This window comes from Mycobacterium gordonae, from assembly GCF_017086405.1.
Lineage (GTDB): Bacteria > Actinomycetota > Actinomycetes > Mycobacteriales > Mycobacteriaceae > Mycobacterium > Mycobacterium gordonae_D.
Genome location: NZ_CP070973.1, coordinates 1,000,029 through 1,026,642, shown reverse-complemented (window position 1 = coordinate 1,026,642; position 26,614 = coordinate 1,000,029). Strand labels below are relative to the sequence as shown.

Sequence of the window (26,614 nt, the reverse complement as noted above, 5' to 3'; positions counted from 1 at the left end):
CCGTTCATCCCACGGATGATCCACGCCTTCGCGGTGCCGATCATCTTGTTCTGGGTGGTGGTGGTCGTGCTGCTCAGCCTGCTCGTCCCGTCACTGGAAGTCGTCGGGCAGCAGCGCTCGGTGTCGCTGAGCCCCAAGGATGCCCCGTCGTTCGTCGCGCTCAAGCGGATCAGCCACGTCTTCAAGGAAGGCGAGACCGACAGCGTCGCGATGATCGTGCTGGAAAGCGAACAACAACCCCTCGGTGACACCGCCCACCGTTACTACGACGATCTGATCCGCAAGCTGCGCGCGGACAAGCACGTGCTGAGCATCCAGGATTTCTGGGGTGACCCGCTCACCGCGGCCGGCGCACAGAGCAACGACGGTAAAGCCGTCACGGTCCAGCTGAACCTGGCCGGCAATCAGGGCGAACCGCTGGCCAACGAATCCGTCGACGCCGTCCGCAAGATCGTGGACGCCAACCCACCCCCGCCCGGGCTCAAGGCCTACGTCACCGGCGCCTCGGCACTGGCCGCCGACCTGCAGCAAAGTGGCGACAAGTCGATGGCCAAGATCACCATCACCACGGTCCTGGTGATCCTGTTCATGCTGATGTTCATCTATCGTTCGCCGCTGACGGTGATTCTGCTGCTGGTCACCGTCGGTATCGAATTGACCGCCGCGCGCGGCGCCGTCGCGATCCTCGGCAGTAACGAGCTGATCAGCCTGTCCACCTTCGCCGTCAGTCTGCTCACGTCGTTGGCGATCGCGGCCGGAACCGACTACGGCATCTTCATCATCGGCCGATATCAGGAAGCTCGCCAGGCCGGGGAGGACCGGGAGACCGCCTTCTACACGATGTATCACGGCACCGCCCACGTCATCCTGGGGTCCGGTTTGACGATCGCGGGCGCGACGTTGTGTCTGGGCTTCGCGCGCATGCCGTACTTCCAGACGCTGGGTATTCCCTGCGCGGTCGGCATGCTCGTCGCCGTTCTGGTCGCGCTGACGCTGGGCCCAGCCGTGCTCGTCGTCGGAAGCCGCTTCGGCGTGTTCGACCCCAAGCGGGTGCTGTCGGTACGGGGCTGGCGCCGGGTCGGCACGGCGGTCGTGCGCTGGCCGCTGCCGATCCTCGCCGTCACCTGTGTGATCGCCCTGATCGGCCTGATCACCCTGCCCGGTTACAAGCCCAGCTACGACGACCGGGCCTACCTCCCCAGCTTCATCCCGGCCAACCAGGGCTTTCTCGTCGCAGACCGGCACTTCTCCCAGGCTCGGATGAAGCCGGAGATTCTGATGATCGAGTCCGATCACGACATGCGGAATCCGGCTGATTTCCTGGTCCTCGACAGACTGGCGAAGGGCATCTTCCGGGTGCCGGGCATATCCCGCGTCCAGGCCATCACCCGGCCGGACGGCACCACGATGGACCACACGTCGATACCGTTCCAGATGAGCATGCAGAACGCCGGTCAGATGCAGACCATCAAGTACCAGCGCGACCGGATGGACGACATGCTCAAACAGGCCGACGAAATGAGCACGACCATCGCGCTGATGCAGCGGATGTACGGCCTGATGTCCCAACTCGTCGGGGTCACCCACAAGATGGTCGGCGATACCGAAGAGATGCAGCGGGTCACCCGCGATCTGCGCGACAAACTCGCCAACTTCGACGACTACTTCCGGCCGATCCGTTCCTACTTTTATTGGGAGAAACACTGTTTCGACATCCCGGCCTGCTGGTCGCTGCGGTCGGTCTTCGACGCCCTCGACGGCATCGACGAGATCGACGAGAAGTTGAACATGCTGGTCGGCGACATCAAGCAGCTCGACGTGCTGATGCCGCAGATGGTCCAAACCTTCCCGCCCATGATCGACGCCATGGCCAGCATGCGAACGATGATCCTCAGCATGCACAGCACCATGTCGGGGATCTTCGACCAGATGGACGAGATGAGCGACAACGCGACGGCGATGGGTCATGCGTTCGACGCCGCGAAGAACGACGACTCCTTCTATCTGCCGCCGGAAGTGTTCAAGAACGCCGACTTCAAGCGCGCCATGAAGAACTTCCTGTCCGCCGACGGGCACGCGGCGCGGTTCATCATCCTGCACCGGGGTGACCCTGCCTCGGCTGAGGGCATCGCGAGCATCGGCAAGATCCAGACGGCCGCCGAAGAAGCGCTCAAGGGCACTCCCCTGGAAGACTCCAAGATCTACGTCTCGGGAATGGGCGCCATTGTCAAGGACATCTCCGAAGGCGCCAAATGGGACCTGGTGATCGCCGGCATTTCGTCGCTCTGCCTGATCTTCATCATCATGTTGATCCTGACCCGGGCATTCGTTGCGGCAGCGGTGATCGTCGGAACCGTCGCGCTCTCGCTGGGCGCCTCGTTCGGCCTGTCGGTGCTGGTCTGGCAGCACATTTTCGGCGTCCCGCTGCACTGGCTGGTGCTCGCGATGTCGGTGATCGTGCTGCTTGCCGTGGGATCGGACTACAACCTGTTGCTGGTCTCTCGGTTCAAACAGGAGATATATGCCGGGCTGAACACCGGCATCATCCGGTCGATGGGCGGAACCGGCAAAGTGGTCACCAATGCAGGTCTGGTCTTCGCCTTCACAATGGCGTCCATGATCATCGGCGACGCCCGGATGATCGGGCAGGTGGGCACCACCATCGGCCTGGGTTTGTTGTTCGACACCCTGATCGTGCGGGCCTTCATGACGCCGTCGATCGCCGCGCTGCTGGGTCGCTGGTTCTGGTGGCCCATTCGGGTGCGGTCCCGTCCGGCACGCAGCCCCCGGCTGCCTCGCGAGGAGCCGGTCACCGACAGATCACCGGCGCTGACCGCCGAGCGCTGACGGTGACTGCCAGCCCGGCGTAGTCAGACACACCCGGGCGCGGCGGGTACCTCCCGCGCACGGGGGACGGATCACACCATCGAGTCCCGATTTCGAAGCCGCCAACCGAGTGCCGCGGGGCTCCGAATAGTAGATGTGCAGGCAACAGACGGACGATCGATAGCGGTCATCGGCAGCGGCGTAGCCGGTCTCACGGCCGCCTATCTGCTCTCGGCCCGTGACCGGGTCACCTTGTACGAGGCCGACACGCGTCTCGGCGGTCACGCGCACACCCACCTGGTGGACGATGGCGACGGTCAGGAGACGGCCGTCGACACCGCGTTCCTGGTGCACAACGACCGCACCTATCCCACGTTGTGCAGGTTGTTCGCACAACTCGGGATCGCCACCCAGGAGTCGGACATGTCGATGTCGGTGCGGGCCGACGACCTCGAATACGCCGGGGCCCTGGGCGTCAAAGGGCTGTTCGCCTGCCGGCAGTCATTGCGGCCCCGGTACCTACTCATGCTTGCCGAGATCCTGCGCTTCCACCGTGCGGCGACCCGGCTGCTGCGCGAGGAAGACGACGATCTGGAAACGCTGGACGTATTCCTGCGACGGCACGCTTTCTCGTCCTACTTCATCGAATACTTCATCACCCCGCTGGTGGCGGCGGTCTGGTCCTGCGCGGGCGACGACGCGTTGCGCTACCCGGCCCGCTACCTGTTCGTCTTCCTCGACCACCACGGCATGCTGTCGGTTTTCGGCTCTCCCACCTGGCGCACGGTGACCGGTGGCTCGGCCACCTATGTGCAGGCCATCGCGGCCCGCCTCGACGAGGTGTTGACGGGCACCCCGGTGCGGTCGCTGCGACGGGCGCCGGACGGTGTGGAGGTGCGGGCAGGCGACGGCCCACCGCGCACATTCGACGCGGCGGTGGTCGCCGTCCATCCCGACCAGGCGCTACTGCTGCTCGACGAGCCGACCCGATGGGAGCGCGCCGTGCTCGGTGCGATCCCCTACTCGACCAACCGCGCACAATTGCACACCGACGAATCGGTGCTGCCGCGACACCGCCGGGCCCGTGCGTCGTGGAACTACCTGGTGACACCGGGTCACGAGCAGGTGGTGGTCAGCTACGACATCAGCAGGCTGATGCGGCTCAACGGCCGCCGCCGGTTCCTGGTCACCCTGGGCGGCCACGACTGGGTGGAGCCGTCGTCGGTGCTGGCCGAGATGACCTACAGCCATCCGCTCTATACTCCGGAATCTGTTGCCGCACAACGACTTCTGCCAACCCTCGATGACGACCGGGTGGTGTTCGCCGGCGCCTACCACGGGTGGGGCTTCCACGAGGACGGTGCGGCATCGGGAGTGCGGGCCGCCCAGCAGCTGGGCGCGGACTGGCCCGCGGTACCTGGCCGTGAGGCGGTCCTGACATGCTGACCCCGGCGATCTACCGCACGACCATTAGCCACTGCCGGCAGGTTCCGGTGCAGCACTCGTTCGAATACCGAAGCTACAGCTGGTATGTCGACATCGATCAGCTGCCTGCACTGCCGTGGTGGCTGCGGCCCTTCGCGCGCTTCTCGGCCGCGGACCATCTGGCCGGTTCCGACGACGCTGCGGATACTTCCTTGCGCCGGCGCCTAGAGACCTTCTTCGCCGAGCACGACACAGCCATGCCCGACGGCCGGATCACCGCGCTGCTGCAGGCGCGCGTTCTTGGCTATGTCTTCAACCCGCTGAGCGTCTTCTGGTGCCACGACCGCAACGGTCGGCTGCGCCACGTCATCGCCGAAGTGCACAACACCTACGGCGGTCGCCATGCGTATCTGCTGCCGCCGGCCGATAGACCCGTGCTGGTCAACAAGCAGTTCTACGTTTCACCGTTCAATCCGGTGGATGGACATTACCTGGTGCTGGCCCCACCACCGGAGCACCAGGTGGACGTGATGGTGTCGCTGCTGCGGGAGCGCCGGCTTGCTTTCACCGCCACCCTGCGCGGCGAACGGCTGCCCGCCACCGTCCGGCACGTCGCGGCTCTGCAATTCCTGTCACCGATGGCCCCACTGGTGGTGGCCGCACGCATCCGTCTTCAGGGGATCAGATTGTGGTTACGACGAGTCCCGGTGGTGGCGCGATGATCGTTGAAAGTGTCGAAAGACTCAGTCCAACAATCGATTCCGACCGCTGGCCGGCGGTCGCCACGGTGCCGACCGGACCACTGGCCGCTACCGCGGCCACCATCGCCGGACTGCTGCTGCGCCGCGCGTCCGCCGCGCTGCCGCTGCGGCTGAAGTATCCAGACGGCACCGTGGTCGGCGGCGGCGACGCCAACTCCCCGACGCTGCGGATCCATCGACCGGACGCGCTGGCCCGCCGGATCGGACGGCACGGCCTGATCGGATTTGGCGAGTCCTACATGGCCGGCGAGTGGTCGTCGGAGGACCTGACGGCGGCGCTGACGGTGCTAGCGGAATCGGTCGCCGACCTGGTGCCCCGATGGCTGCACTGGCTACGCCCGATCGCTCCGGCCTTTCAGCCCGTCTGGCGCGATCCGGGCCGCGATCAGGCGCGCCGCAACGTCGCCGAGCATTACGACTTGTCCAACAACCTGTTCGCCGAGTTCCTCGACGAAACGATGACGTACTCTTGCGCGCTGTTCGAGGAGCTGCCGGCAAGCTGGCCGGAACTGGCCGTGGCCCAACGTCGCAAGATCGACCGGCTGCTCGACCTGGCTCAGGTGGGCGCAGGCTCGACGGTGCTCGAGATCGGCACCGGTTGGGGGGAGCTGTGCCTGCGCGCCGCAGCACGAGGGGCCCGCGTGCGCTCGGTGACTCTGTCGGTCGAACAGCAGCGGCTGGCCAGGCAACGGGTTGCCGCGGCCGGTTTGTCCCAGCTGGTCCAGATCGACCTGTGCGACTACCGCGACGTGAGCGGGGGCGGCTACGACGCGGTGCTGTCGGTCGAGATGATCGAAGCCGTCGGATACCACTCGTGGCCAAGGTATTTCACCGCTCTGGAGAAGCTAGTGCGGCCGGGCGGCAAGGTCGCGATCCAGGCCATCACGATGCCGCACGAGCGGATGTTGGCCACTCGCAATACGCATACCTGGATTCAGAAGTACATTTTCCCTGGCGGATTGTTGCCGTCTGCCGCGGCCCTGGTCGACATCACCGAGCGTCATACGAACTTGCGCACCGTCGACGCGGTCTCGCTGCGGCCGCATTACGCCGAGACGTTGCGGCTGTGGCGCGAGCGCTTCCTGCAGCGTCGTAACGAGTTGGCGCGGTTGGGATTCGACGAGGTATTCGAACGCATGTGGGAGCTCTATCTGGCCTACTCGGAAGCCGGATTCCGGTCCGGCTACCTCGACGTGTACCAGTGGACGTTCGAGCGCAGAGGTGTGCGGTGAGCGAGGGCGACATCCTGACGGTGACCGGCGCCTGCGCCCTGGCGGTGACCGCGGTGCATTCGGTCACCTTCGCGGTCGGGCGCAGAATCGGCCGCTACAACGTCGTGGACGTCGCATGGGGAATCGGCTTCGTCGCGGTGGCCGCGGTGGCCGCGACGGTGGGCCACGGCGACCCGACCCGGCGCTGGCTGCTGCTGGCGCTGGTGTCGGTTTGGGGGCTGCGGCTGAGTTGGCATATCCACCGCAAGACCGCCGGGCAGGGTGAAGACCGCCGATACGCGGATCTGCTGCGAGGCGCGTCGGTGGCCCAGGTGGTGCGGAAGGTCTTTCTTCTGCAGGGTTTTCTGACGCTGTTCATCTCGTTTCCGCTGCAGCTGTCGGCGGTCACCGGCCCCACGCCCCCGCCGTTGCTGGCGCTGACCGTAGCGGGCGTGGCGGTATGGCTGGTCGGATTCACCTTCGAGGCACTCGGCGACCGGCAGCTGCGGGAATTCAAGGCAGACCCGGCTCACCGCGGGCTGATCATGGACCGGGGGCTGTGGTCGTGGACGCGTCACCCCAATTACTTCGGTGACGCCTGTGTGTGGTGGGGATTGTGGCTGATCACGGTCACCGGCTGGGCGCCGTTGGCCACCGCGGTCTCGCCGTTGGTGATGACCTATTTCCTGGTGGAGGTGAGCGGGGCCCGCCTGACCGAGAAATACATGAAAGGTCGTCCCGGATTCGCCGGGTACCAAAAGCGGACCGCATACTTCGTTCCGCGGCCACCGAGAAAGGTGCGCCAACCATGACCGGCATGTCGGGTGCGGTAATTGCTGACGTTAGGCTACCGACGATGACCGGACCGCTGCAGTCAAGCGGCGACCTGGACGCCTTGCTGCGCCGGGTCGCCCGCGGGGACAACGCCGCGTTCGCCGCGTTCTACGACCAGACGAAGACCCGGGTGTACGGGCTGGTGACCAGGGTGCTGCGCGATGCCGGCTACAGCGAGGAGACCACCCAGGAGATCTATCTCGAGGTGTGGCGAAGGGCCGCCGAATTCGACTCCGCCAAGGGGTCCGCGCTGGCCTGGCTGTTGACCATGTCCCATCGCCGCGCGATCGACCGGGTGCGCAGCGAGCAGGCGGGCTCACAGCGCGAATCACGTTATGGCGTATCCAATCTCGACCCCGCCTGCGACGTCGTCGCCGATTCCGCGATCGCGGGCGATGAGCGCCGCCGGGTGGCGCAGTGTCTGGAAGGGTTGACCGACACGCAGCGCCAGTGCATCGAACTGGCCTACTATGGCGGACTTACCTATGCCGAGGTGTCGCAGCGGTTGGCCGCGAACCTGTCGACCATCAAGTCGCGCATGCGCGATGCGCTGCGAGGCCTGCGGCACTGCCTGGACGTGCCATGACCGCGGCGACGATGCAAAGCGGAGCGATGCTGAGGAGCGACGCTCATGAATGAGCCCACCGACTTCGACCTCCTCGAACTGGCGACCCCGTACGCCCTGCACGCCGTGTCCGAAGCGGAGCGCGCCGAGATCGACCGGCGGGTCGCGGCGGCTCCGGCGCCAATAGCCGCCGCCTTCAACGACGAAGTGCGCGCCGTCCAGGAGACGATGGCGCTGGTGTCTGCGGCCAGTGCCGCCGAGCCGCCGGACCAGCTCCGCACGGCCGTGCTGACCGCGATACAGCCGGATCGGCACCGCAACTCGCCTTGGCGTGCAAGGGTTTTCGCTGCCGCAGCGGCTGTCGCCATCGGCTTGGGGGGCTTCGGTCTCGGAGTTCTGGTCAAGCCGCACCCCACATCGACGGTCACCGAGCAGGTTTTGACGGCTCCGGATATGAAGACGGTGTCCCGGCCGCTGGGACCCGGGCAAGCCACGGTGATGTTCTCTCGTGATCGCAACGCGGCGGTGCTGGTGATGAACAACGTGCCGCCACCGACCAATGGAACCGTCTATCAGATGTGGCTGATCGGAGCCAATGGCCCCAGGTCCGCGGGGACCATGGGCACCACGGCGGTGCAGCCCACGACGACGGCGACGGTGAATGAGATCGGCACCTGCAGGGCGTTGGCCTTCACGGTCGAGCCCGGCGCCGGCTCGCCGCAGCCCACCGGCGCGATCCTAGCTGAGATCCCGCTCAAGTAGCTGTGCGCTGGGGTTTCTTTTTGAACAGGCCGCCGAGCAGCGAGACGAGCAGGCCGATCCCCACCAATCCCGCACCGGTGAGCAGCGTCAGGTTGAGCCAGAGGTGCATGCTGCTTTCGGCGTGGCCGACCATCACGTCGGCCACCCGTCGGATGTCTCCGGTGGTCCGGTTCAGCGCTTCGTTGAGGGAGCGCCCGCCGATCTCGATTCCCGCCCACCCGGCCGCGCCGACGAGCAACGCCGAGATCCCCAGGCTGGTCAGGGCGCGGCCGCGACGACGGGCGAGGACCAACGTCAGGAACGCAAACAGCGCCGCGAGGGCCGCCACACCGATGCTGACCCACGGCCCCCACACCTCGGCGCGGTGAAACTGCCCCTGCCGCACCGGCTGGTCGGCCGGCACCGTCACCGGGACTTTCAAGGTCGCCGGCACCTGCACGTTGTAGGTGGCCAGCTGCTGCTGGATGCCGGTGTCCTTGAGCATCGGCGCCACGTCGATCACCCATTGTTCGTTGCCGCCAGGCTGCGGCGCGCTGAACAACCAGCTGTGCGCGGCCCGGTTCACCTGGACGAACAACGGCGGAAACGCCGAACCAGCGGTGAACGCCGCCGCCACGTCGTGCACGGTCGAGCTGTCGACGCGGCGGCCGCCCTGTTCGCTGATCAACGCCATGGCACGGGTGGCCAGCTCGGACGCCATTGCCGACTGTAGCGCCGGATCGCGGGCCGCCTGTTCGGCCAGCGCGGCGTAACCGTCTTCGTCGACGACGTTCGCCTGCGTCCACGCCAAGGGTATGGACGCCGCCAGCCCGGCGGTGGCGATCAGCCAGCACAACACTGTTACGAGAAACCGCACGGGTTGGAACCCTACTGGGCGATCCCCCGCAGATAGGCAGCCTGCCCGAGGTGTTGTGCGCAGTCGTCGATGACGCTGATCAGCCGCGCGCTCGCGGTGACCGGCGGATCCCAGTTCGTGTCGACGATGCGGGCGAGTTCGTCGGTGGTGACCGTCTCGACGTACTCCAGCGTGAGCAGATGCACGGCGTGGTAGTAGCTCAACAACAGGTCGACGGGTGCGCGGACCTTGGCCACGTCTTCGGCGCTGTGCCCGTAGCCGGTGTCGTTGCGGGGTAAGTCCAGATCGAACCGGTCCACCCAGCCGTCGGCGGCCCAGGCCTGTTCCACGCCCGCTATATCGGCCACCTGCAGGTCCTGAACCCGGGCGCTGTGCCAGAGCAGCCAGGCGATGCTGTTGGCGTTCCCGGTCGGCCGGTAGCCGGCGATCTCATCGGTCAGTCCCTGACACACGTCGCCGACGTGTTCGATCAGGCGGGTGAACGCGTCACGCAGGAGCTCCTGCACGGCAGCGGTTTCGGGGGAGGCCATGGTTCCGACCCTACGGGCCGCCGTGGAACACCGCTTCGACGTTGTTGCCGTCCGGATCGCGGACGAAAGCGCCGAAGTAGCCCGGGTGGTATTCGGGCCACAGGCGTGGCGCGTGCAGGGACTCTGCGCCCAGGCCGACGGCCGCATCGTGGAACGCCCGCACCGCGGCCTCATCGGCCGCTTGGAAAGCGACGTGAATCTCCCGGTTCGGCCCCATGCCCGTCGCGTCGGCGATCCAGAAGGCGGGATGCCCGTCCCGGCCGTATCCGATGGCCACGCCGAAATCCATCTGCCGGGAGTACCCGAGAACGCCCAGCACCGTGTCATAAAACTGCTGGGATCTGGCGTATTCACCGCAATTGATGCCGAAGTGATCGATCATGGCTGGATCCTGGCACGAGCCACCGACATCGCCGTAGATTATTTAGATGACCTACGACCTTCTGATCCGCAGCGGCACCATCGTGGACGGACTCGGAGGTGAGCCCTACGTCGGCGACGTCGCCGTAGCGGACGGGCTGATCGCGGCGGTCGGCGCCCTGAACGGCGCAAGCGCGACGAAAGAGATCGACGCCACCGGTCTGCTGGTCACACCGGGTTTCGTCGATCTGCACACCCACTACGACGGCCAGGCCATCTGGTCGGACCGCTTGACGCCGTCCTCGGCGCACGGGGTCACCACCGTGGTGATGGGCAACTGCGGCGTCGGATTCGCACCCTGCCGCCAGGAGGACCACGACGTGCTGGTCGACGTCATGGCCGGCGTCGAGGACATCCCCGGTGTCGTGATGACCGACGGCCTGCCCTGGACCTGGGAAACCTTCCCGGAATACCTCGATGCACTGGAATCGGGCAGCCGGGACATCGATGTCGCGGCCTACCTGCCGCACTCCCCGCTGCGGGTCTATGTGATGGGCCAGCGCGGCGCCGACCGTGAACCGGCTACTCAGGAAGACTTGGCCAGAATGCGCGCGCTGGCCACCGAGGCCATGGAGGTGGGGGCGCTGGGTTTCGCCTCCTCCCGGCTGACCATCCACAAGACCGAGAGCGGCGCACCCATCCCCAGTTACGACGCGGCCCGCGAGGAGATCGAGGAGATCGCCCGGGGCGTCGTCGACGGCGGCGGCGGGCTGTTGCAGTTCGTACCCGACATCCCGGCCGGGGGTTACCAGCCCGTGCTGCAGACGGTCTTCGACGTCGCCGAGGACGTCGGGTTGCCCGTGACCTTCACACTAGTTGTCGGGAACGCGGGGGACCCGACGTGGCCGGACGCGATCACGATGGTGGAGAAGGCCAATGGAAGGGCCGGCGCCGGCGACCCTCAGTTCACCGCTCAGCTCTTGCCGCGCCCGATCGGACTGATCATCGGGCTGCAACTGTCGGCCAACCCGTTCGTGCTGTATCCGAGCTATCGCGAGATCGCACACCTGCAGCTGGCCGAGCGGGTCGCCGAGATGCGCAAGCCCGAGGTGCGGGCCCGCATCCTGGCCGACCAGCCCGGCCAGGGCCACCCGATCCTGTATGTGGCCCAGATGTGGGACTGGATCTTCCCGCTGGAAGACAACCCCAACTACGAGCCCGACCCGGCGGACAGCATCGGCGCCCGAGCCCGGGCGCGCGGCGTCACTCCGATGGAAGAGGCGTACGACCGGCTCCTCGACGACGAGGGGCGGGCCATGCTGCTGGTCGCCACCAGCAACCTGGAGGGCAACTCGCTGGACACCGTCGGCAAACTTCTGCACCGCGACGACGTCGTCCTCGGCCTGGGCGACGGAGGCGCCCATTACGGCATGATCTGCGACGCCAGCTACTCCACGTACTTCCTCACCCACTGGGCGCGCGATCGCAAATCGGGTCGATTCAGCGTCGCAGCGGCCGTCCGCGAGCTGACTTCGGTGCCGGCCCGCATCGCCGGACTGGGCGACCGCGGCCGGATCGCCGAAGGCTTCAAGGCCGATCTCAATGTCATCGACCACGCCGCGCTGCGAGTGCACAAGCCGGTCATCGTCCACGACCTTCCGGCCGGCGGCCGCCGGCTGGATCAGACCGCGCAGGGCTACGTCGCGACCGTGGTCTCGGGGCAGGTGATCGCCGAGAACGGCGTACCCACCTCCGCCCGCCCGGGAAAGCTAGTCCGCGGTCGGCAGCCGGCGCCGGCCCCGGTCTGACGGCCCGCTGCGAATTAACGGTAGCGGGTTGACCGATACGCCCACGGTAACAGGCTGTGCCGGGTAAGTTTGGGTGGTGACAAGCCCGCATTTCGCGTGGTTGCCGCCAGAGATCAACTCGGCACTGATGTTCGCCGGTCCCGGTGCGGGACCGCTACTTTCTGCTGCCTCCGCATGGGGCAGTTTGGCCGAAGATCTCATTTCAGCGGCATCCTCGTTCGGGACCGTCACCCAGGAATTGACCAGCGGATCGTGGCAGGGCGCCTCGGCCGCCGCCATGATGGTCGTCGCCACCCAGTACATGGGCTGGCTCAGCGCCGCGGCAGTTCAGGCGGAGCAGGCGGCCGAACAAGCCGCCGCGACGGCGGCCGCCTTCGAGACGGCGGTGGCCGCCACGGTGCAGCCCGCCGTGGTGGCGGCCAACCGCGGCCTGGTGCAGATGCTGGCCTCGACGAACTTCTTCGGCATGAACTGGCCGGCGATCATGGACACCGAATCCGCCTACGAGCAAATGTGGGCGCTGGACGTGGCAGCCATGGCGAACTACCACTTCGACGCGTCGGCGGCGGCCGCTCAACTGGCGCCTTGGCAGCAGGTGTTGCGCAACCTCGGCATCGACATCGGCAAGAACGGCACCATCAACTTCGGCTTCAACAACACCGGTAGCGGCAACATCGGCAACAACAACGCCGGCAATTACAACCTCGGTAGCGGCAACAGCGGCAGCGGCAACGTCGGTGCGGGCAACACCGGCGTCGGCAACCTCGGCATTGGCAACACCGGCAACAACAACCTGGGCTTCGGCAACCTCGGCAACAACAACGTCGGCCTGGGCAACACCGGCAGCGACGCCTTCGGCATGGGCCTCACCGGCGACAAGCAGTTCGGGTTCGGCGGATTCAACTCGGGCAGCGGCAACACCGGGTTCGGCAACTCCGGCACCGGCAACACCGGCCTGTTCAACTCCGGCAACGATAACCTCGGCCTGGGCAACTCCGGCTCGCTCAATACCGGCCTGGGCAACTCGGGCAGCGTCAACACCGGCTTCAACGGTTCGATGGGCTACCTGGGCTCGGGGTTGCAGAACGCGATCGGTGGTACCGGCCTGGAAGCGGGATTGGCCAACTCGGCGCACTATGCGACCGGCGGCCTGGGTACCGCGGCGCTGAGTTCGGGGTTGCTCAGCTCGGCCCTGGCCAACACCGGCGGTCTGCACTCCGGCCTGGCCGGAGCCTTGAACTCGGGTCTGAGCAGCACACCCGTGGTCGCCCCGGCATCCGCACCGGCGGCGGCCGTCGACTCGGGCGCGCAGAGTTCCGTGTCAGCGAACCCGACCAGCAGCCCGGCGGCCAACACGGGTCTGAGGACCTCCGCCAGCACCCCGGTGACGGGCTTCGTCAACCCCAGCACCAGCGACCCAGGAGTCCGGACCACGCTCGGGCGCGAGCCGGGCATCGGCGCGCCGACGCTGCCGAACTCGGGCATCCCGAAGTCGAACTTCTACCCGCCCGCCGAGCGCGATACCGGCGACCAGAGCCGGGTCATCCAATTCCCGATCCGCACCGAATAGCGCCGCGCCTATCCTCGACCCATGGCAGCAAAGACCAGCAAGCCGGTCGACTTCCAGCGGTTGGCCGACACCTTGCCGAGCTATCCGTTCGCCTACCTGATCACCGTTGGCGACGACTACCGCGCCCACACGGTGACCGTTGAACCGGTGCTGCGGGACCTGGCCGTACTCGACGTCGGGCTGATCGGCGGCGGCACCCGCACCAACCTGGCGCGGCGCGGCGACGTCACCCTGGTCTGGCCGCCGTCCGCACCCGGCGGTTACTCGTTGATCGTCGACGGCCGCGCCGAGATTTCCGACGCGCAGGCCGAGGCGGTGCGCTGCGTGGTGACTCCCACTCGCGCGCTGCTGCACCGCAACGCCGACTCCCCCTCGGCCGCCAAGGGCTGCCTGCACGACTGCGTGGTGTTCTCGCTGCCTATCCGGTCAGACCCTTCCTGACGAACGGCTCCGCTTCGCCGCGCTCCACGGCCTCGTCGTGCTTGGCGGCCGCGTCGTCGAGGAGTTTGGTCAGTGCGGGCTCATCGCGGACCAGCTGATGGTACTTCGGTCCGAGCGCCATGATCTGGTCACGCTCGTCGAGCAGTTTGCGGAAAATGCGTTCGCGTTCCTGCGGGTCGTGGGTGTATTCGGAATCCAGATACGCCGTCGCATGCCGCCGGGCGTTGGCGATCGCCGTCGTCGCTTTGCCTTTCTTGCTGAGCAGCGAGGCGACCACGGTGACGACGAGGACTCCGACGATCACGCTCAGCGACATCATGGTGCTGATCTCGACCACCTTCACCGGTTCACCGCCGTTGATGAACGGAACATTGTTCTCGTGCAGGGCGTGCAGGATCAGCTTCACGCCGATGAGCCCGAGGATCGCGGCAAGCCCATAGGAGAGGTAGATGAGCCGGTCCAGCAGGCCGTCGACGAGGAAGTACAGCTGCCGCAGTCCGAGCAGTGAGAAGGCCGTCGCGGTGAAGACGATGTACACGTGCTGGGTGAGTCCGAAGATGGCGGGGATGGAGTCGAGCGCGAAGAGGATGTCGGTGCCGCCGAGTCCGACCATGACCAGCAGCATCGGTGTCATCGCCCGCTTGCCGTCGACCGTGGTGAACAGTTTGTCGCCGTCGTAGTGCTCGCTGGTGCGAATCACCTTCTTCGCCAGCCGGATGACGAAATTGTCGGCCTTGCGATCGTCGTCGTCGTGATCGGACTTGAGCACGCTGCCGGCGGTGAGCAGCAGGACCAAGCCGAACAGGTAGAAGATCCAGGCGAAGGCATTGATCAGCGCGGCGCCGAGGAAAATGAACCCGGTGCGTGCGATCAGGGCGAAAGCGATCCCGAACAACAGCACTTTCTGCTGATCCTCGCGCGGGACCCGGAAGCTGGCGATGATCACCAGGAAGACGAACAGGTTGTCGACCGACAGCGCTTTTTCCGTGACATACCCGGCGAAGTACTCCGGACCCGCGTCGGAGCTGCCGAACATCAACAGGCCGACGCCGAACAGCACGGCGACGCCCACATAGGCGGCCGACCATACCGCCGCCTCCCGCAGCGTCGGTACGTGCGCCTTGCGGACATGGAAGATGAAGTCGAACGCCAGCAGGCCCACAATGCCGAGAGCGGTCAGAGCCCAAACCCAGTCGGGAACGTCCATGGGCTATCGATACCCCAATCTCACGGAAAAGCCCGGCTCCTCCTGGGAGGAACCGGGCTTTTCGTTGACTTCTCTTAGAAGTCCATACCGCCCATGCCACCGGTCGGGTCGCCCGCCGGAGCGGCCGCCTTCTCCGGCTTGTCGGCCACGACGGCCTCGGTGGTCAGGAACAGGCCCGCGATGGACGCCGCATTCTGCAGCGCCGAACGGGTCACCTTGACCGGGTCGGCAACGCCGGCCTTGAGCAGGTCCTCGTACTCACCGGTGGCGGCGTTCAGGCCGGTGCCGGCGGGCGAGTTGCGGACCTTCTCGGCCACCACGCCGGGCTCCAACCCGGAGTTGAAGGCGATCTGCTTCAGCGGAGCCTCGAGCGCCACGCGCACGATGTTGGCACCAGTGGCCTCGTCGCCCGTGAGGTTCAGCTCAGCCAGGGCCGGAGCCGCCTGCAGCAGCGCCACGCCACCACCGGCGACGATGCCCTCCTCGACGGCCGCCTTGGCGTTGCGCACGGCGTCCTCGATGCGGTGCTTGCGCTCCTTGAGCTCCACCTCGGTGGCAGCTCCGGCCTTGATCACCGCAACACCGCCGGCCAGCTTGGCCAGGCGCTCCTGCAGCTTCTCGCGGTCGTAGTCGGAGTCGCTGTTCTCGATCTCGGCGCGGATCTGGGCCACCCGGCCGGCGATGGCGTCGGAGTCACCGGCGCCCTCGACGATGGTGGTCTCGTCCTTGGTGATGACGACCTTGCGGGCCTTGCCGAGCAGCGAGATGTCGGCGGTCTCGAGGGACAGACCGACCTCTTCGCTGATGACCTGACCACCGGTGAGGATGGCCATGTCCTGCAGCATCGCCTTGCGGCGGTCACCGAAGCCGGGGGCCTTGACAGCCACCGACTTGAAGGTGCCGCGGATCTTGTTCACGACCAGGGTGGACAGCGCCTCACCCTCGACGTCCTCGGCGATGATCAGCAGCGGCTTGCCACCCTGGATGACCTTCTCCAGCAGCGGCAGCAGGTCCTTGACCGTCGACACCTTGCTGGAGACCAGCAGGATGTAGGGGTCCTCCAGGACGGCTTCCTGACGCTCGGCGTCGGTGACGAAGTAGCCCGAGATGTAACCCTTGTCGAACCGCATGCCCTCGGTGAGCTCAAGCTGCAGGCCGAAGGTGTTGGACTCCTCGACGGTGATGACGCCCTCGTTGCCGACCTTGTCCATCGCCTCAGCGATCAGGTCACCGATCGACTGGTCACCCGCGGAAATTCCCGCGGTGGCCGCGATCTGCTCCTTGGTCTCGACGTCCTTGGCCGAGCTGAGCAGGGTCTGAGTGACCTTTTCCACGGCCTTCTCGATGCCGCGCTTGAGGCCCAGCGGGTTGGCGCCGGCGGCAACGTTGCGCAGGCCCTCCTTGACCAGCGCCTGCGCCAGCACGGTGGCCGTCGTGGTGCCGTCACCGGCCACGTCGTCGGTCTTCTTGGCAACTTCCTTGACCAGCTCGGCGCCGATCTTCTCGTACGGGTCCTCCAGCTCGATCTCCTTGGCGATGGACACACCATCGTTGGTGATCGTGGGAGCGCCCCACTTCTTCTCCAGTACGACGTTGCGGCCCTTGGGCCCCAGCGTCACCTTTACCGCGTCGGCGAGGGCGTTGAGGCCCCGCTCGAGGCCGCGACGGGCCTCTTCGTCGTACGCAATTGTCTTGGCCATTGCGAAGTGATTCCTCCGGATTGGGAATGAAAGGGGTCACGGATGACGACAACCCCGTTACTTACGCTGGCCGGGCGCAGTGCCCGCGACGGACGATCACAGCGGTTGGTTGCTGGACCTCACCGTCCCGACCTAGCACTCGCCTATGCCGAGTGCCAACGTCATTTTTAGCACTCGCCTATGCCGAGTGCAAGGTCGGCTAGCGACGTTCGCCCTCGGCATAAGCGAAGCCGAGGCACCCGGAGGCGCCCAACCGTGACGTGGGATCCCCGAGGGCGTCAGACTGAACAGATGTCGCTGGTCGTCCCGCCCTACCCCAACCCGCGCTACACCCAAGCGGAACCGGAGGTCAGCGCGTGGCTCAAACGGGCCGACGAAGCGCCGGATTACGAGAACTTCGGCGTCGCCTACCACTACCTGGCCACACAGCAGGCCACCGACGGCGACTACGGTCTGTACCGGGTCGACATCGCACCGGCCGGAGGCGGCCCGGGCCCGCACTACCACCGCGCGATGTCCGAGGCCTTCTTCGTGCTGTCGGGGACCATGCGGCTCTACGACGGCCGGGACTGGGTCGACGGCCACCAGAGCGACTTTCTCTACGTGCCCCCGGCGGCATCCACGGATTCCGCAACGAGGTGGACGAGCCTGCGTCGATTCTGATCCTCTTCTCCCCGGGCGCCCCGCGCGAGGCTTACTTCGAGGGTTTATCCGCACTGGCGGACATGACCGACGACGAGCGCCGCGAGTGGTTCGCGGCACACGACAACCACCTCGTGGACTAGCCCCGAAACCCCCGCGAGCATCAACTCAGCACGTAGTCGCCGGCGACCGGCGTGCGGGTCCGCTCGAAGAACTCGCGGCCGCTGTAGGGCAGTTGGGTGACGACCTTTCCGCTGGGATGACGGAAGTAGTTGGTGCAGGCCAACCAGACCTTCCCGGTCATCGCGGCCTGCAGCTCGTCGTTGTAGCGCCGCTGCGCGCCTGCGGTCACCTCGACCGTGCGGGCGCCCCGCCCGCCCATGAGATCGAGGAGACGGCGGATGAAGGTGGTCTGTATCTCGTGGATGTAGATGATGGAGTTGACTCCGTTGGTGTTGGGGCCGTATAGAACGAAGAAATTCGGATATCCGCTGACCAGGGTGCCGAGATAGGCCTCGGCGCCGTCACGCCAGTCCTCGCGCAGCTGCCGGCCGCCGCTTCCGAACACCTCGATGCTGTCCAGATAATCGGCGGCCTTGAACCCGGTGCCGTAGATGACGGTGTCGACACGGTGTTCGACGCCGTCGACGGTGCGCACGCCGTGCTCGGTCAGCTCCGCGATGGCGGTGGTCTCCAGACGAACGTTGGGCAAGGCGAAGGTCGGGTACCACTCCCGCGACATCAAGGGCCGTTTGCATCCGGCCGGGTAATCCGGCGTCAGCTTGGCCCGCAGTTCGGGGTCGGCCACCTTGCGTGCCAGGTAATTCCTGGCGAGTTCGGTTGCCTCACGGGTCTGAGCGGCGTCGACGTCGAAGCTGGCCGACTCGTAAGCCTCGAACGCCTCGTCGCGCAGCTTCTGCGCCATCTCGGGGTGACGTTCGAACTCCTCCTGTTGCGCCGGGCTGAAGGGGAAGTCGAATCGGGGCGCGATCCAGATCGGGGTGCGCTGAAACACGGTGAGGTGGGCGGTGTCTCGCGCGATCGCGGGGACGTACTGCACCGCACTGGCACCGGTGCCGATGGAGGCGACCCTCTCCCCGGCCGTCGACCTGCTGTGGTCCCAGCGGGCGGAGTGGAACTGCCGGCCCCGAAACCGCTGCGCCCCCGGAATATTCGGAACGTTAGGCACATCGAGCATCCCGACCGCACTCACCACGACGTCGAAGTCGTATTGGCGACCGCCGGCGGTTGTCAGTGTCCAGCGCTTCGAGTCATCCGACCATCGCACACCAGCGATCGCGGTGTGCGGCCGCAGGTGGGGGCCGAGGCCGTGGGTAGCGGCGACGTTCTCCAGATAAGCCAGGATCTCCGGCTGATTCGCGTAGGTCTTGCTCCAGCGCGGGTTGAGCGCGAACGAGTAGGAGTACAGGTGCGACGGCACATCGCAGGCCGCGCCCGGGAAGGTGTTGTGCCGCCACGTCCCGCCGAAGCCGTCGGCGCGGTCGAAGATGGTGAAGTCGTAACCACCGGCGGCGAGTTGGATGCCCATGGCAATGCCACCGGCGCCCGCGCCGATGACACCCACGGTGATTCTTGGGGACATCATGCCCCCGATCGCGCGAGGTACGGTCGTCCGGATCGGCTGTTCTGCTCGAGAGTGAACACCACGCCCCTGGGGTCGACGAACCAACAGGTGCGCTCCAGGGCCCGGCCGACCTTCTTGGTCGGATCGGACACCAGTTCGCCGATGCCGTCGCGAATGGCGTTACCGGCCATGGCACGCGGCGGCGAGAGCACACGCAGGCCCGATACGTCCCGATAGAACGCGCCGGCGGCCGCACGGTCGGGCACGCACGCACAGGAGCACGCCAGACCGGTAATCACGTTCTCAACGTTACCGGGCGTCCGCCGCCCCACTGCCGGGGCCGCCGGGGTGAGTAAGTTGAGGCCATGACCAACCAGCCTCCCAAGTGGTCGGCAGCCGACATCCCCGATCAGCGCGACCGCACCGTCGTCGTCACCGGTGCCAACACCGGGTTGGGCTATCACACGGCCGCCGCGCTCGCCTTCCACGGCGCCCGCGTCGTGCTGGCCGTCCGCAATCTGGAGAAAGGCAACGCCGCACTGTCCCGCATCGTCGCCGCCAAATCGGACGCGGACGTCACGCTGACGCAGCTCGACCTCAGCTCTCTGACCTCAATCCGCCGCGCCGCCGAGGAGCTGCGCAGTGCCTACCCGCGCATCGACCTGCTGATCAACAACGCCGGGGTGATGTGGACGCCCAAGGAACTCACCGCCGATGGCTTCGAGTTGCAGTTCGGCACCAACCATCTCGGCCACTTCGCGTTCACCGGTCTGCTGCTCGACCACCTGCTCGGGGTGCGCGGCTCCCGAGTGGTGACGGTCAGCAGCCTGGGCCACCGCATGCGCGCCGCGATCCACTTCGACGACCTGCAGTGGGAACGCAGCTACAGCAGAATCGGCGCGTACGGGCAGTCCAAGCTGGCAAATCTGCTGTTCACCTACGAGCTGCAACGGCGGCTGTCCGCCGCCGCCGCCCCCACCGCCGCTGTCGCCGCGCACCCGGGCGGGTCGGCCACCGAACTGGCCCGCAACGTTCCACGCATCCTGCGGCCGCTGAATGCCTTGGCGCCGCTGCTGTTTCAGAGCGCAGAGGCCGGAGCGCTGCCGACATTGCGGGCGGCCACCGATCCGACGGCGCAGGGTGGGCAGTACTACGGACCCGACGGCCTCGGGGAGCAACGGGGCCACCCGAAGCTGGTGCAGTCCAGCCCGCAGTCACACGACGCGCAACTGCAGCGCCGGCTGTGGAGCGTCTCCGAGGAACTCACCGGCGTGAAGTTCCCGGTCTGACATGCGTTCCGTCACCGAACATCAGCGCGTGATCGCGGAAATGATCGCCGCCCGCCCGGCCGTCACCCTCGCGCTGGCCGACACTCTGGGCCTGGTGCTGGCCGATGACGTCGTCGCGCCGCTGTCCCTGCCGGTCTTCGACAACTCCGCGATGGACGGTTACGCGGTGCGCGCCGAGGACACCGCGGGCGCGACTCCCGAGCGGCCGGTGGTGCTGCCGGTCGTCGAAGACATACCCGCAGGCCGAACCGACGAACTGACGCTGCAGCCGGGCACCGCGCACCGGATCATGACCGGCGCGCCGCTTCCGGCCGGAGCGACGGCGATCGTGCCGGTGGAAGCGACCGACGGCGGCGTGCATTCGGTGCAGATCCGGCAGCATTCCGAGTCGGGCAAGCACATCCGCCGCACTGGTGAGGACGTCGACGCCGGCACCACCGTGCTCAGCGGCGGCGAGGTGGTCACACCGGCCGCGCTCGGCCTGCTCGCGGCGCTCGGGCTGGCCGAGTTGCCCGTGCTCCCGCGGCAACGCGTGCTGGTGATCTCCACCGGCTCAGAACTGGTGAAACCCGGCCTCGAGCTGAGGCCCGGGCAGATCTACGAATCCAACGGGATCATGCTGGCCGCCGCCGTTCGGGAGGCCGGTGCCGACGTGGTCGCCACCGCCACCGCAGGTGACGACGTCGCGCAGTTCACCGCGGTCCTGGACGACTATGCGCCCGACGCGGACCTGATCATCAGCAGCGGAGGCGTCAGCGCCGGCGCCTACGAGGTGGTCAAGGACGCCTTCGGTCGCGACGGCCTGCAGGGCGATCAGGGCGTCCAGTTCGTGAAGGTGGCGATGCAGCCCGGTATGCCGCAAGGCGCCGGGCGAGTGGCCGGGACACCGATCGTCACGCTGCCCGGCAACCCGGTCAGCGCGCTGGTCTCCTTCGAGGTGTTCTTGCGCCCCGCGCTGCGCGCGGCCATGGGCCTGCCGAACCCGCAGCGGCCGAAGCGCACCGCGGTGCTCACCGAGGCGGTGACTTCGCCGCGCGGCAAGCGGCAGTTCCGGCGCGCCATTTTGGATGCTGCCGCGGGCCGGGTGACCAGTTACGGACCACCCGCGTCGCACCATCTGCGCTGGTTGGCCTCGGCCAACGCGCTACTGGACATTGCGGAGGACGTGGTGGAGGTGCCGGCCGGGACCGAGTTGCAGGTGTGGGATCTGAGCTAAGCCCGGTGGAATTCGTCGGCCGCGTCGAACGCGGAGGTAGCCGCGATCGCTACCGCCGCAAGAGAGATCACCACCGGAATGGTGACCAGCGCCGCCGAGAGCCCAACCCACTGCGCCAGGTGGCCGATCAGCGGCGGTCCCAGCAGGTAGCCCACCCAGCCGGTCGCGGCGACCAGGGCGATCGCCGATCCCCCGCCGCCCGCCGAATAGGCCGCGCTGAACGCCGTGGGCACCAACAGCGCCACCCCCGCGCCCAGACCGGCGAAACCGATGACGCTGGTCACCGGATCGCCGGCGGCAAGGGTGAGGCTCATGCCGACGGCGGCGAGCACGGCCAGCGCCGGCAGCAACCGGCGCGCCGGCACCCTGGCATGCAGGCGCATCGCGCCGAAGCGGACAAGCACCATCGCCAGGGTGTAAGCGGCATAGCTCAGCGCCGCCACCCCTGCCCCGGCGCCGACGACGTCGTGCAGGTAGTTGGCCGACCAGTCGGTAGCGGCGCCCTCACACAGGAAGGAAGCGAACGCCACGACGGCCAGGATCGCCACGGTGGGTGTCCAGATCCTCCCCCGGTCCGGGGCGGCCTCGGCCACGGCCTGATCCGGGACCAGCTGCCGGGTGAGTGGACCCACCACGATCACCACAACCGCCCCCAGCACCACCAACTGCGGTTCCAGCCCGACTCCCACGCTCACACAGGCCGCCCCGATCACCGCCCCCACCAGAGCGCCGACACTCCACATGCCGTGAAACCGGGCCATGACCGGGGCCCCCGCCAATCGTTCGACGGTGCCGGCCTGGGTGTTCATCGCGACATCCAGGGCGCCCTGGAACCATCCCCACACCATCAGGGTCACAAACAGCCACAACCCGGAACCGGACAGCCCCACCATCATCGCCGCCAGGGAATACCCGGCCACCATGACGGGCACCAGTCGGCGACTGCCCCACCGGGGCAACGCCCAGTGGCTGAACAGCGTCGCGGCCACCGACCCGAGCGGCGCACCGAACAGGGCGGTGCCCAGTGCCCCGTCGGACAGCCCGAGAGCCGCCTTCACCTGGGGGATGTGGGCCGCCCACGACGAGAACACGACGGCATGAGCGACGAACGTCGCGGTGACGCCGACCTTTGCCCGCCGCAGTTGCACGGCGGCACGGGATCGGGTGGGTGGGGTTGGAATGTCAAACTCCTCGAGCAAGCAGGCTAGTCGTCTGCTTTCCCTCCGCGGGGCCTAACGAACCGCGCCACCCGAAGGCGCATACGTAAGATGACCCGCGTGGCACGACGCCCTGGCTCTTCCGAAGGTCCCGCGCACCTCATCGAATTGGTGCGGGACACCGTTCCGCCGATCCACCCGGGTGGGCGGCCGTTCATCGGTGCGGGGCTGGCCCTGGCCGCCGTCGGGTACCGCCACCGGTGGTTGCGCCGGACCGGTCTGCTGGCCGCGGGGGCCTGTGCGGGCTTTTTCCGACACCCGAAGCGGGTGCCTCCCGCCCGGCCGGGGGTCGTCGTCGCCCCCGCCGACGGCACCGTCTGCGTGATCGACACCGCCGTCCCGCCCGCCGAACTCAGCATGGGTGACACACCCAGGCCCCGTATCAGCATCTTCCTGTCGATCCTCGACGTACACGTGCAGCGGGCTCCGGTGAGCGGCGAGGTGATCGCCGTGCAACATCGCCCGGGCAGCTTTCTGTCCGCCGATCTGCCCGAGGCCAGCGAAGCCAACGAACGCACCAGCGTGCGGATCCGGATGGACCTCGGAGATGAATGCCCCGAGGTCATAGTCGTGCAGATCGCCGGACTGGTGGCACGCCGCATCGTGTGCGACGCCCACGTCGGCGACCGGCTGACCATCGGCGAGACCTACGGACTGATCCGGTTCGGCTCTCGCCTGGACACCTACCTGCCGCCGGGCGCACAGCCCCTCGTCAGCCTCGACCAGCGCACTCTGGGCGGCGAGACCGTCCTGGCAGAGCTCTCATGATCAACAAGCCGCGAGTTCGCCGCACCGAGGCGCTGCACCTGCTGCCCAGCGCCATGACCGTGCTGTCCATCTGCGCCGGTCTCACCTCGATCAAGTTCGCGCTCGACCACAAGCCAATCCCGGCGATGGCCCTGATCGCGGTGGCCGCCATCCTCGACGCCCTGGACGGGCGGGTGGCCCGCATCCTCGACGCGCAGTCCCGGATGGGCGCCGAGATCGACTCGCTGGCCGACTCGGTGAACTTCGGGGTGACTCCGGCGCTGGTGGTCTACGTGACTCTGTTGTCGAAGTGGCCGGTCGGCTGGGCGGTGGTGTTGCTGTATGCGGTGTGCGTGGTGCTGCGACTTGCCAGATACAACGCCCAGCAGGACGACGGGACGCTGCCGCCCTACGCCAAGGAGTACTTCGTCGGCATGCCGGCGCCGGCGGGTGCGGTGTCGATGATCGGAACAATCGGCCTCAAACTGCAGTTCGGCGAGGGCTGGTGGACCTCGATCTGGTTTTTGGGCTTCTGGATCACCGGGACATCGCTGCTGATGGTCAGCGCGATCCCGATGAAGAAGTTCCACACCCTCGCGGTTCCGCCGAACTGGGCTGCGCCGCTGCTGGCGGTGCTGGCGATCGCGGCCGCGGCGGCGGTGCTGGAGCCCTTCATCCTGATCTGGGTCATCATCATCTCCTACGTGTGCCACATCCCGTTCGCGGTGCGCAGCAAGCGGTGGCTGGCCAAACACCCCGAGGCGTGGGAAGACGACAACAAACAACGACGCGCCGCCCGGCGCGCGACCCGACGGGCCCAACCGCACCGACGGTCGATGGCGCGGCTCGGGTTGCGCAAACCGGGCCGGTGACGTGACCCGACCCCACCTCGCGCTCACCGCCCGGCTGAACACTTCGGCTGTCGACTCGCGCCGCGGTGTGGTGCGACTGCACCCGAGCACCATCGTCGCGCTGGGCATTCGGGAGTGGGACGCGGTGTCGCTCACCGGGTCTCGTACCACCGCGGCGGTCGCCGGCATGGCCGGCGGCGACGTCCCGATCGGGATCGTCCTGCTCGACGACGTCACGCTGTCGAACGCCGGCCTGCGGGAGGGCACTGAAGTGCTCGTCAGCGCGGTCACCGTGTACGGGGCGCGCACGGTGACCTTGAGCGGGTCGACGCTGGCCACCCGGTCGCTGTCCTCGGCCACGCTGCGCCAGGCCCTGCTGGGCAAGGTGATGACGGTCGGCGACGCGGTGTCCCTATTGCCACGCGACCTGGGACCGGGAACCTCGACGTCCACCGCTAGCCGCGCGCTGGCCTCCTCGGTAGGGATCAGCTGGACTTCCGAACTATTGACCGTCACCGGGGTAGACCCGCAGGGTCCGGTCAGCGTCCAGCCGAACACCCTGGTCAGCTGGGGCACCGCGGTACCCGACTCATCCCACGTCGTTCCGGCGGTGGACGTCTCGACCCCCGAGATGCAGGTCGAGGAACTCAAGGGAGCGCAACCGCAGGCCGCCAAGCTCACCGAGTGGCTCAAGCTGGCCCTCGACGAGCCGCACCTGCTCAAGAGCCTGGGCGCGGGCACCAACCTCGGGGTCCTGGTGTCCGGGCCGGCCGGCGTCGGCAAGGTGACGCTGGTGCGCGCGGTGTGCGCCGCCCGCAGGCTGGTCGAGCTGGACGGTCCGGCGATCGGCGCGCTGGCCGCCGAAGACCGGCTGCGGGCCGTGTCGACGGCGGTCACGAAGGTCGGTGACGGCGGCGGGGTGCTGCTGATCACCGATGTCGACGCCCTGCTCCCGGAAACCCCGGAGCCGGTGGCGGCGCTGATCCTCACCGAACTGCGCAGGGCCGTGGCCACCGACGGCGTCGCGTTGATCGCCACGTCCGCGCGCCCCGACCAGATCGACGCCCGGCTACGCTCACCGGAGCTGTGCGATCGCGAGCTGGGGCTGCCGCTACCCGATGCCGGAACGCGCCGGGCGCTGCTGGAGGCGTTGCTGAAGAAGGTGCCCACTTCCGATCTCGATCTCGACGCAATCGCCTCCCGCACACCGGGTTTCGTGGTCGCCGACCTGGCAGCCCTGATGCGCGAGGCCGCATTGCGGGCAGCCTCGCGGGCCAGCGTCGACGGCCAGCCACCCACGCTCAGCCAGGACGACCTGATCGGCGCACTGTCGGTGATCAGGCCCCTGTCCCGATCGGCCAGCGAAGAGGTCAGCGTCGGCAGCGTTACGTTGGCCGACGTCGGGGACATGGTCGAGGCCAAGCAGGCCCTGACCGAAGCGGTGCTGTGGCCGCTGCAACACCCGGACACCTTCTCCCGCCTGGGGGTCGACCCACCACGCGGAGTGCTGCTGTACGGTCCGCCGGGCTGCGGCAAGACATTCGTGGTCCGTGCGCTGGCCAGCACCGGCCAGCTGAGCGTGCACGCCGTCAAGGGCTCCGAACTGATGGACAAGTGGGTCGGGTCCTCCGAAAAAGCGGTACGCGAGTTGTTCAGGCGGGCAAGGGATTCCGCTCCGTCGCTGATATTCCTCGACGAGGTCGACGCGCTGGCCCCACGGCGCGGCCAGAGCTTCGACTCGGGCGTCACCGACCGCGTGGTGGCCGCGCTGCTGACCGAACTCGACGGCATCGATCCGCTGCGTGACGTCGTCGTGCTGGGCGCCACCAACCGACCGGATCTGATCGACCCGGCTCTGCTGCGTCCCGGCCGGCTGGAACGGCTGGTGTTCGTCGAGCCGCCCGACGCTGATGCACGTCGCGAAATCCTGCGCACCGCGGGCAAATCCATTCCGCTGAGCTCCGACGTCGACCTGGACGCGGTGGCCGCCGGCCTGGACGGGTACAGCGCGGCGGACTGTGTGGCCCTGCTGCGTGAGGCCGCGCTGACGGCGATGCGCCGTTCCATCGACGCCGCCGACGTCACCGCGGCGGACCTGGCCGCGGCTCGGGAAAAAGTGCGGCCGTCGCTGGACCCGCTGCAGATCGAGTCCTTGCGCCAATTCGCTAACATGCCGTAGCGCGGGGCTTCGCATTCCCGGTTTCGTGCAAT

The 26,614-nt window shown here is 67.4% G+C and carries 23 protein-coding genes and 1 pseudogene; 16 read left to right on the top strand and 8 right to left on the bottom strand.

The window, feature by feature from the left end:
* Positions 1 to 15 precede the first annotated feature (15 nt).
* The 7 genes from JX552_RS04365 to JX552_RS04335 all read left to right on the top strand — a co-directional run bounded on the left by JX552_RS04365 (position 16) and on the right by JX552_RS04335 (position 8,384).
* Entirely contained in the window at positions 16 to 2,847 is a 2,832-nt protein-coding gene (locus JX552_RS04365; protein ID WP_205878223.1) for an MMPL/RND family transporter, read from the top strand.
* Between the two features lie 135 nt (positions 2,848 to 2,982).
* On the top strand, positions 2,983 to 4,272 hold the full coding sequence (locus JX552_RS04360; protein ID WP_205876258.1) for an NAD(P)/FAD-dependent oxidoreductase: 1,290 nt from the start codon (positions 2,983 to 2,985) through the stop codon (positions 4,270 to 4,272).
* Positions 4,266 to 4,973: a DUF1365 domain-containing protein gene (locus JX552_RS04355; protein WP_205876257.1), complete on the top strand. Its 708-nt coding sequence runs from the start codon at positions 4,266 to 4,268 to the stop codon at positions 4,971 to 4,973. The genes JX552_RS04360 and JX552_RS04355 overlap by 7 nt, the downstream gene beginning before the upstream one ends.
* A complete protein-coding gene (locus JX552_RS04350) occupies positions 4,970 to 6,244 on the top strand; it encodes a class I SAM-dependent methyltransferase (protein ID WP_205876256.1) in 1,275 nt (424 codons plus the stop codon). Before JX552_RS04355 ends, JX552_RS04350 begins: the two co-directional genes overlap by 4 nt.
* 20 nt (positions 6,245 to 6,264) lie before the next feature.
* Entirely contained in the window at positions 6,265 to 7,035 is a 771-nt protein-coding gene (locus JX552_RS04345) for a DUF1295 domain-containing protein (protein ID WP_205878221.1), read from the top strand.
* Positions 7,036 to 7,079: 44 nt separating this feature from the next.
* On the top strand, positions 7,080 to 7,643 hold the full coding sequence (locus JX552_RS04340) for a sigma-70 family RNA polymerase sigma factor (RefSeq protein ID WP_205876255.1): 564 nt from the start codon (positions 7,080 to 7,082) through the stop codon (positions 7,641 to 7,643).
* 45 nt (positions 7,644 to 7,688) lie between these two features.
* On the top strand, positions 7,689 to 8,384 hold the full coding sequence (locus JX552_RS04335; protein ID WP_205876254.1) for an anti-sigma factor: 696 nt from the start codon (positions 7,689 to 7,691) through the stop codon (positions 8,382 to 8,384).
* On the opposite strand, the gene JX552_RS04330 is transcribed toward JX552_RS04335, so the two are convergent.
* The 3 genes from JX552_RS04330 to JX552_RS04320 are packed head-to-tail and all read right to left on the bottom strand — an operon-like array spanning position 8,377 to position 10,152.
* On the bottom strand, positions 8,377 to 9,240 hold the full coding sequence (locus JX552_RS04330; protein WP_205876253.1) for a hypothetical protein: 864 nt from the start codon (positions 9,238 to 9,240) through the stop codon (positions 8,377 to 8,379). The two genes, JX552_RS04335 and JX552_RS04330, sit on opposite strands and share 8 nt — an antisense overlap.
* An 11-nt stretch (positions 9,241 to 9,251) precedes the next feature.
* Positions 9,252 to 9,770 (bottom strand): mycothiol transferase, encoded by a 519-nt coding sequence (locus tag JX552_RS04325; protein WP_205876252.1) that lies wholly within the window; start codon positions 9,768 to 9,770, stop codon positions 9,252 to 9,254.
* Between the two features lie 10 nt (positions 9,771 to 9,780).
* A complete protein-coding gene (locus JX552_RS04320) occupies positions 9,781 to 10,152 on the bottom strand; it encodes a VOC family protein (protein ID WP_205876251.1) in 372 nt (123 codons plus the stop codon).
* A gap of 46 nt (positions 10,153 to 10,198) precedes the next feature.
* Here JX552_RS04320 and JX552_RS04315 point away from each other — a divergent pair, with 46 nt between their 5' ends.
* The 3 genes from JX552_RS04315 (at position 10,199) to JX552_RS04305 (ending at position 13,949) form a co-directional block, all read left to right on the top strand.
* On the top strand, positions 10,199 to 11,938 hold the full coding sequence (locus tag JX552_RS04315; RefSeq protein WP_205876250.1) for an N-acyl-D-amino-acid deacylase family protein: 1,740 nt from the start codon (positions 10,199 to 10,201) through the stop codon (positions 11,936 to 11,938).
* A gap of 76 nt (positions 11,939 to 12,014) precedes the next feature.
* Entirely contained in the window at positions 12,015 to 13,508 is a 1,494-nt protein-coding gene (locus JX552_RS04310; RefSeq protein WP_205876249.1) for a PPE family protein, read from the top strand.
* A 21-nt stretch (positions 13,509 to 13,529) separates the two neighbouring features.
* Positions 13,530 to 13,949: a pyridoxamine 5'-phosphate oxidase family protein gene (locus JX552_RS04305; RefSeq protein ID WP_205876248.1), complete on the top strand. Its 420-nt coding sequence runs from the start codon at positions 13,530 to 13,532 to the stop codon at positions 13,947 to 13,949.
* Here JX552_RS04305 and JX552_RS04300 read toward each other — a convergent pair.
* Both JX552_RS04300 and groL read right to left on the bottom strand, forming a co-directional pair.
* Entirely contained in the window at positions 13,927 to 15,156 is a 1,230-nt protein-coding gene (locus tag JX552_RS04300; RefSeq protein WP_205876247.1) for a TerC family protein, read from the bottom strand. The genes JX552_RS04305 and JX552_RS04300 overlap by 23 nt on opposite strands.
* A gap of 74 nt (positions 15,157 to 15,230) precedes the next feature.
* On the bottom strand, positions 15,231 to 16,856 hold the full coding sequence (groL, locus tag JX552_RS04295) for a chaperonin GroEL (RefSeq protein ID WP_205876246.1): 1,626 nt from the start codon (positions 16,854 to 16,856) through the stop codon (positions 15,231 to 15,233).
* A 291-nt stretch (positions 16,857 to 17,147) separates the two neighbouring features.
* Here groL and JX552_RS04290 point away from each other — a divergent pair.
* Positions 17,148 to 17,641: pseudogene (locus tag JX552_RS04290) on the top strand (cupin domain-containing protein).
* A 20-nt stretch (positions 17,642 to 17,661) separates the two neighbouring features.
* On the opposite strand, the gene JX552_RS04285 reads toward JX552_RS04290, so the two are convergent.
* Together JX552_RS04285 and JX552_RS04280 are read right to left on the bottom strand one after the other, a co-directional pair.
* Positions 17,662 to 19,101 (bottom strand): flavin-containing monooxygenase, encoded by a 1,440-nt coding sequence (locus tag JX552_RS04285; protein ID WP_241010881.1) that lies wholly within the window; start codon positions 19,099 to 19,101, stop codon positions 17,662 to 17,664.
* A complete protein-coding gene (locus JX552_RS04280) occupies positions 19,101 to 19,349 on the bottom strand; it encodes a hypothetical protein (RefSeq protein ID WP_241010880.1) in 249 nt (82 codons plus the stop codon). Before JX552_RS04280 ends, JX552_RS04285 begins: the two co-directional genes overlap by 1 nt.
* 99 nt (positions 19,350 to 19,448) lie before the next feature.
* Between JX552_RS04280 and JX552_RS04275 the strand changes: the two genes are divergently transcribed.
* Both JX552_RS04275 and moeA read left to right on the top strand, forming a co-directional pair.
* Entirely contained in the window at positions 19,449 to 20,372 is a 924-nt protein-coding gene (locus JX552_RS04275; RefSeq protein WP_205876243.1) for an SDR family NAD(P)-dependent oxidoreductase, read from the top strand.
* Between the two features lies 1 nt (position 20,373).
* The gene (gene moeA, locus JX552_RS04270; RefSeq protein ID WP_205876242.1) at positions 20,374 to 21,588 is read left to right on the top strand and encodes a molybdopterin molybdotransferase MoeA; all 1,215 of its coding nucleotides are present in this window, start codon (positions 20,374 to 20,376) and stop codon (positions 21,586 to 21,588) included.
* Here moeA and JX552_RS04265 read toward each other — a convergent pair.
* Positions 21,585 to 22,730 (bottom strand): MFS transporter, encoded by a 1,146-nt coding sequence (locus JX552_RS04265; protein ID WP_205878220.1) that lies wholly within the window; start codon positions 22,728 to 22,730, stop codon positions 21,585 to 21,587. The two genes, moeA and JX552_RS04265, sit on opposite strands and share 4 nt — an antisense overlap.
* Positions 22,731 to 22,865: 135 nt before the next feature.
* Here JX552_RS04265 and JX552_RS04260 point away from each other — a divergent pair, with 135 nt between their 5' ends.
* From JX552_RS04260 to JX552_RS04250, 3 genes are read left to right on the top strand one after another with little or no spacing between them, the layout of a single operon-like run.
* Positions 22,866 to 23,573 carry a phosphatidylserine decarboxylase gene (locus tag JX552_RS04260; protein WP_205876241.1) on the top strand — a complete coding sequence of 236 codons (708 nt, stop codon included), beginning with the start codon at positions 22,866 to 22,868 and terminating at the stop codon, positions 23,571 to 23,573.
* Complete coding sequence (gene pssA, locus JX552_RS04255) at positions 23,570 to 24,424, top strand: CDP-diacylglycerol--serine O-phosphatidyltransferase (protein WP_205876240.1); 855 nt, start codon at positions 23,570 to 23,572, stop codon at positions 24,422 to 24,424. The genes JX552_RS04260 and pssA overlap by 4 nt, the downstream gene beginning before the upstream one ends.
* 1 nt (position 24,425) lies before the next feature.
* The gene (locus JX552_RS04250; protein WP_205876239.1) at positions 24,426 to 26,582 is read left to right on the top strand and encodes an AAA family ATPase; all 2,157 of its coding nucleotides are present in this window, start codon (positions 24,426 to 24,428) and stop codon (positions 26,580 to 26,582) included.
* The last annotated feature ends 32 nt before the right edge of the window (positions 26,583 to 26,614 follow it).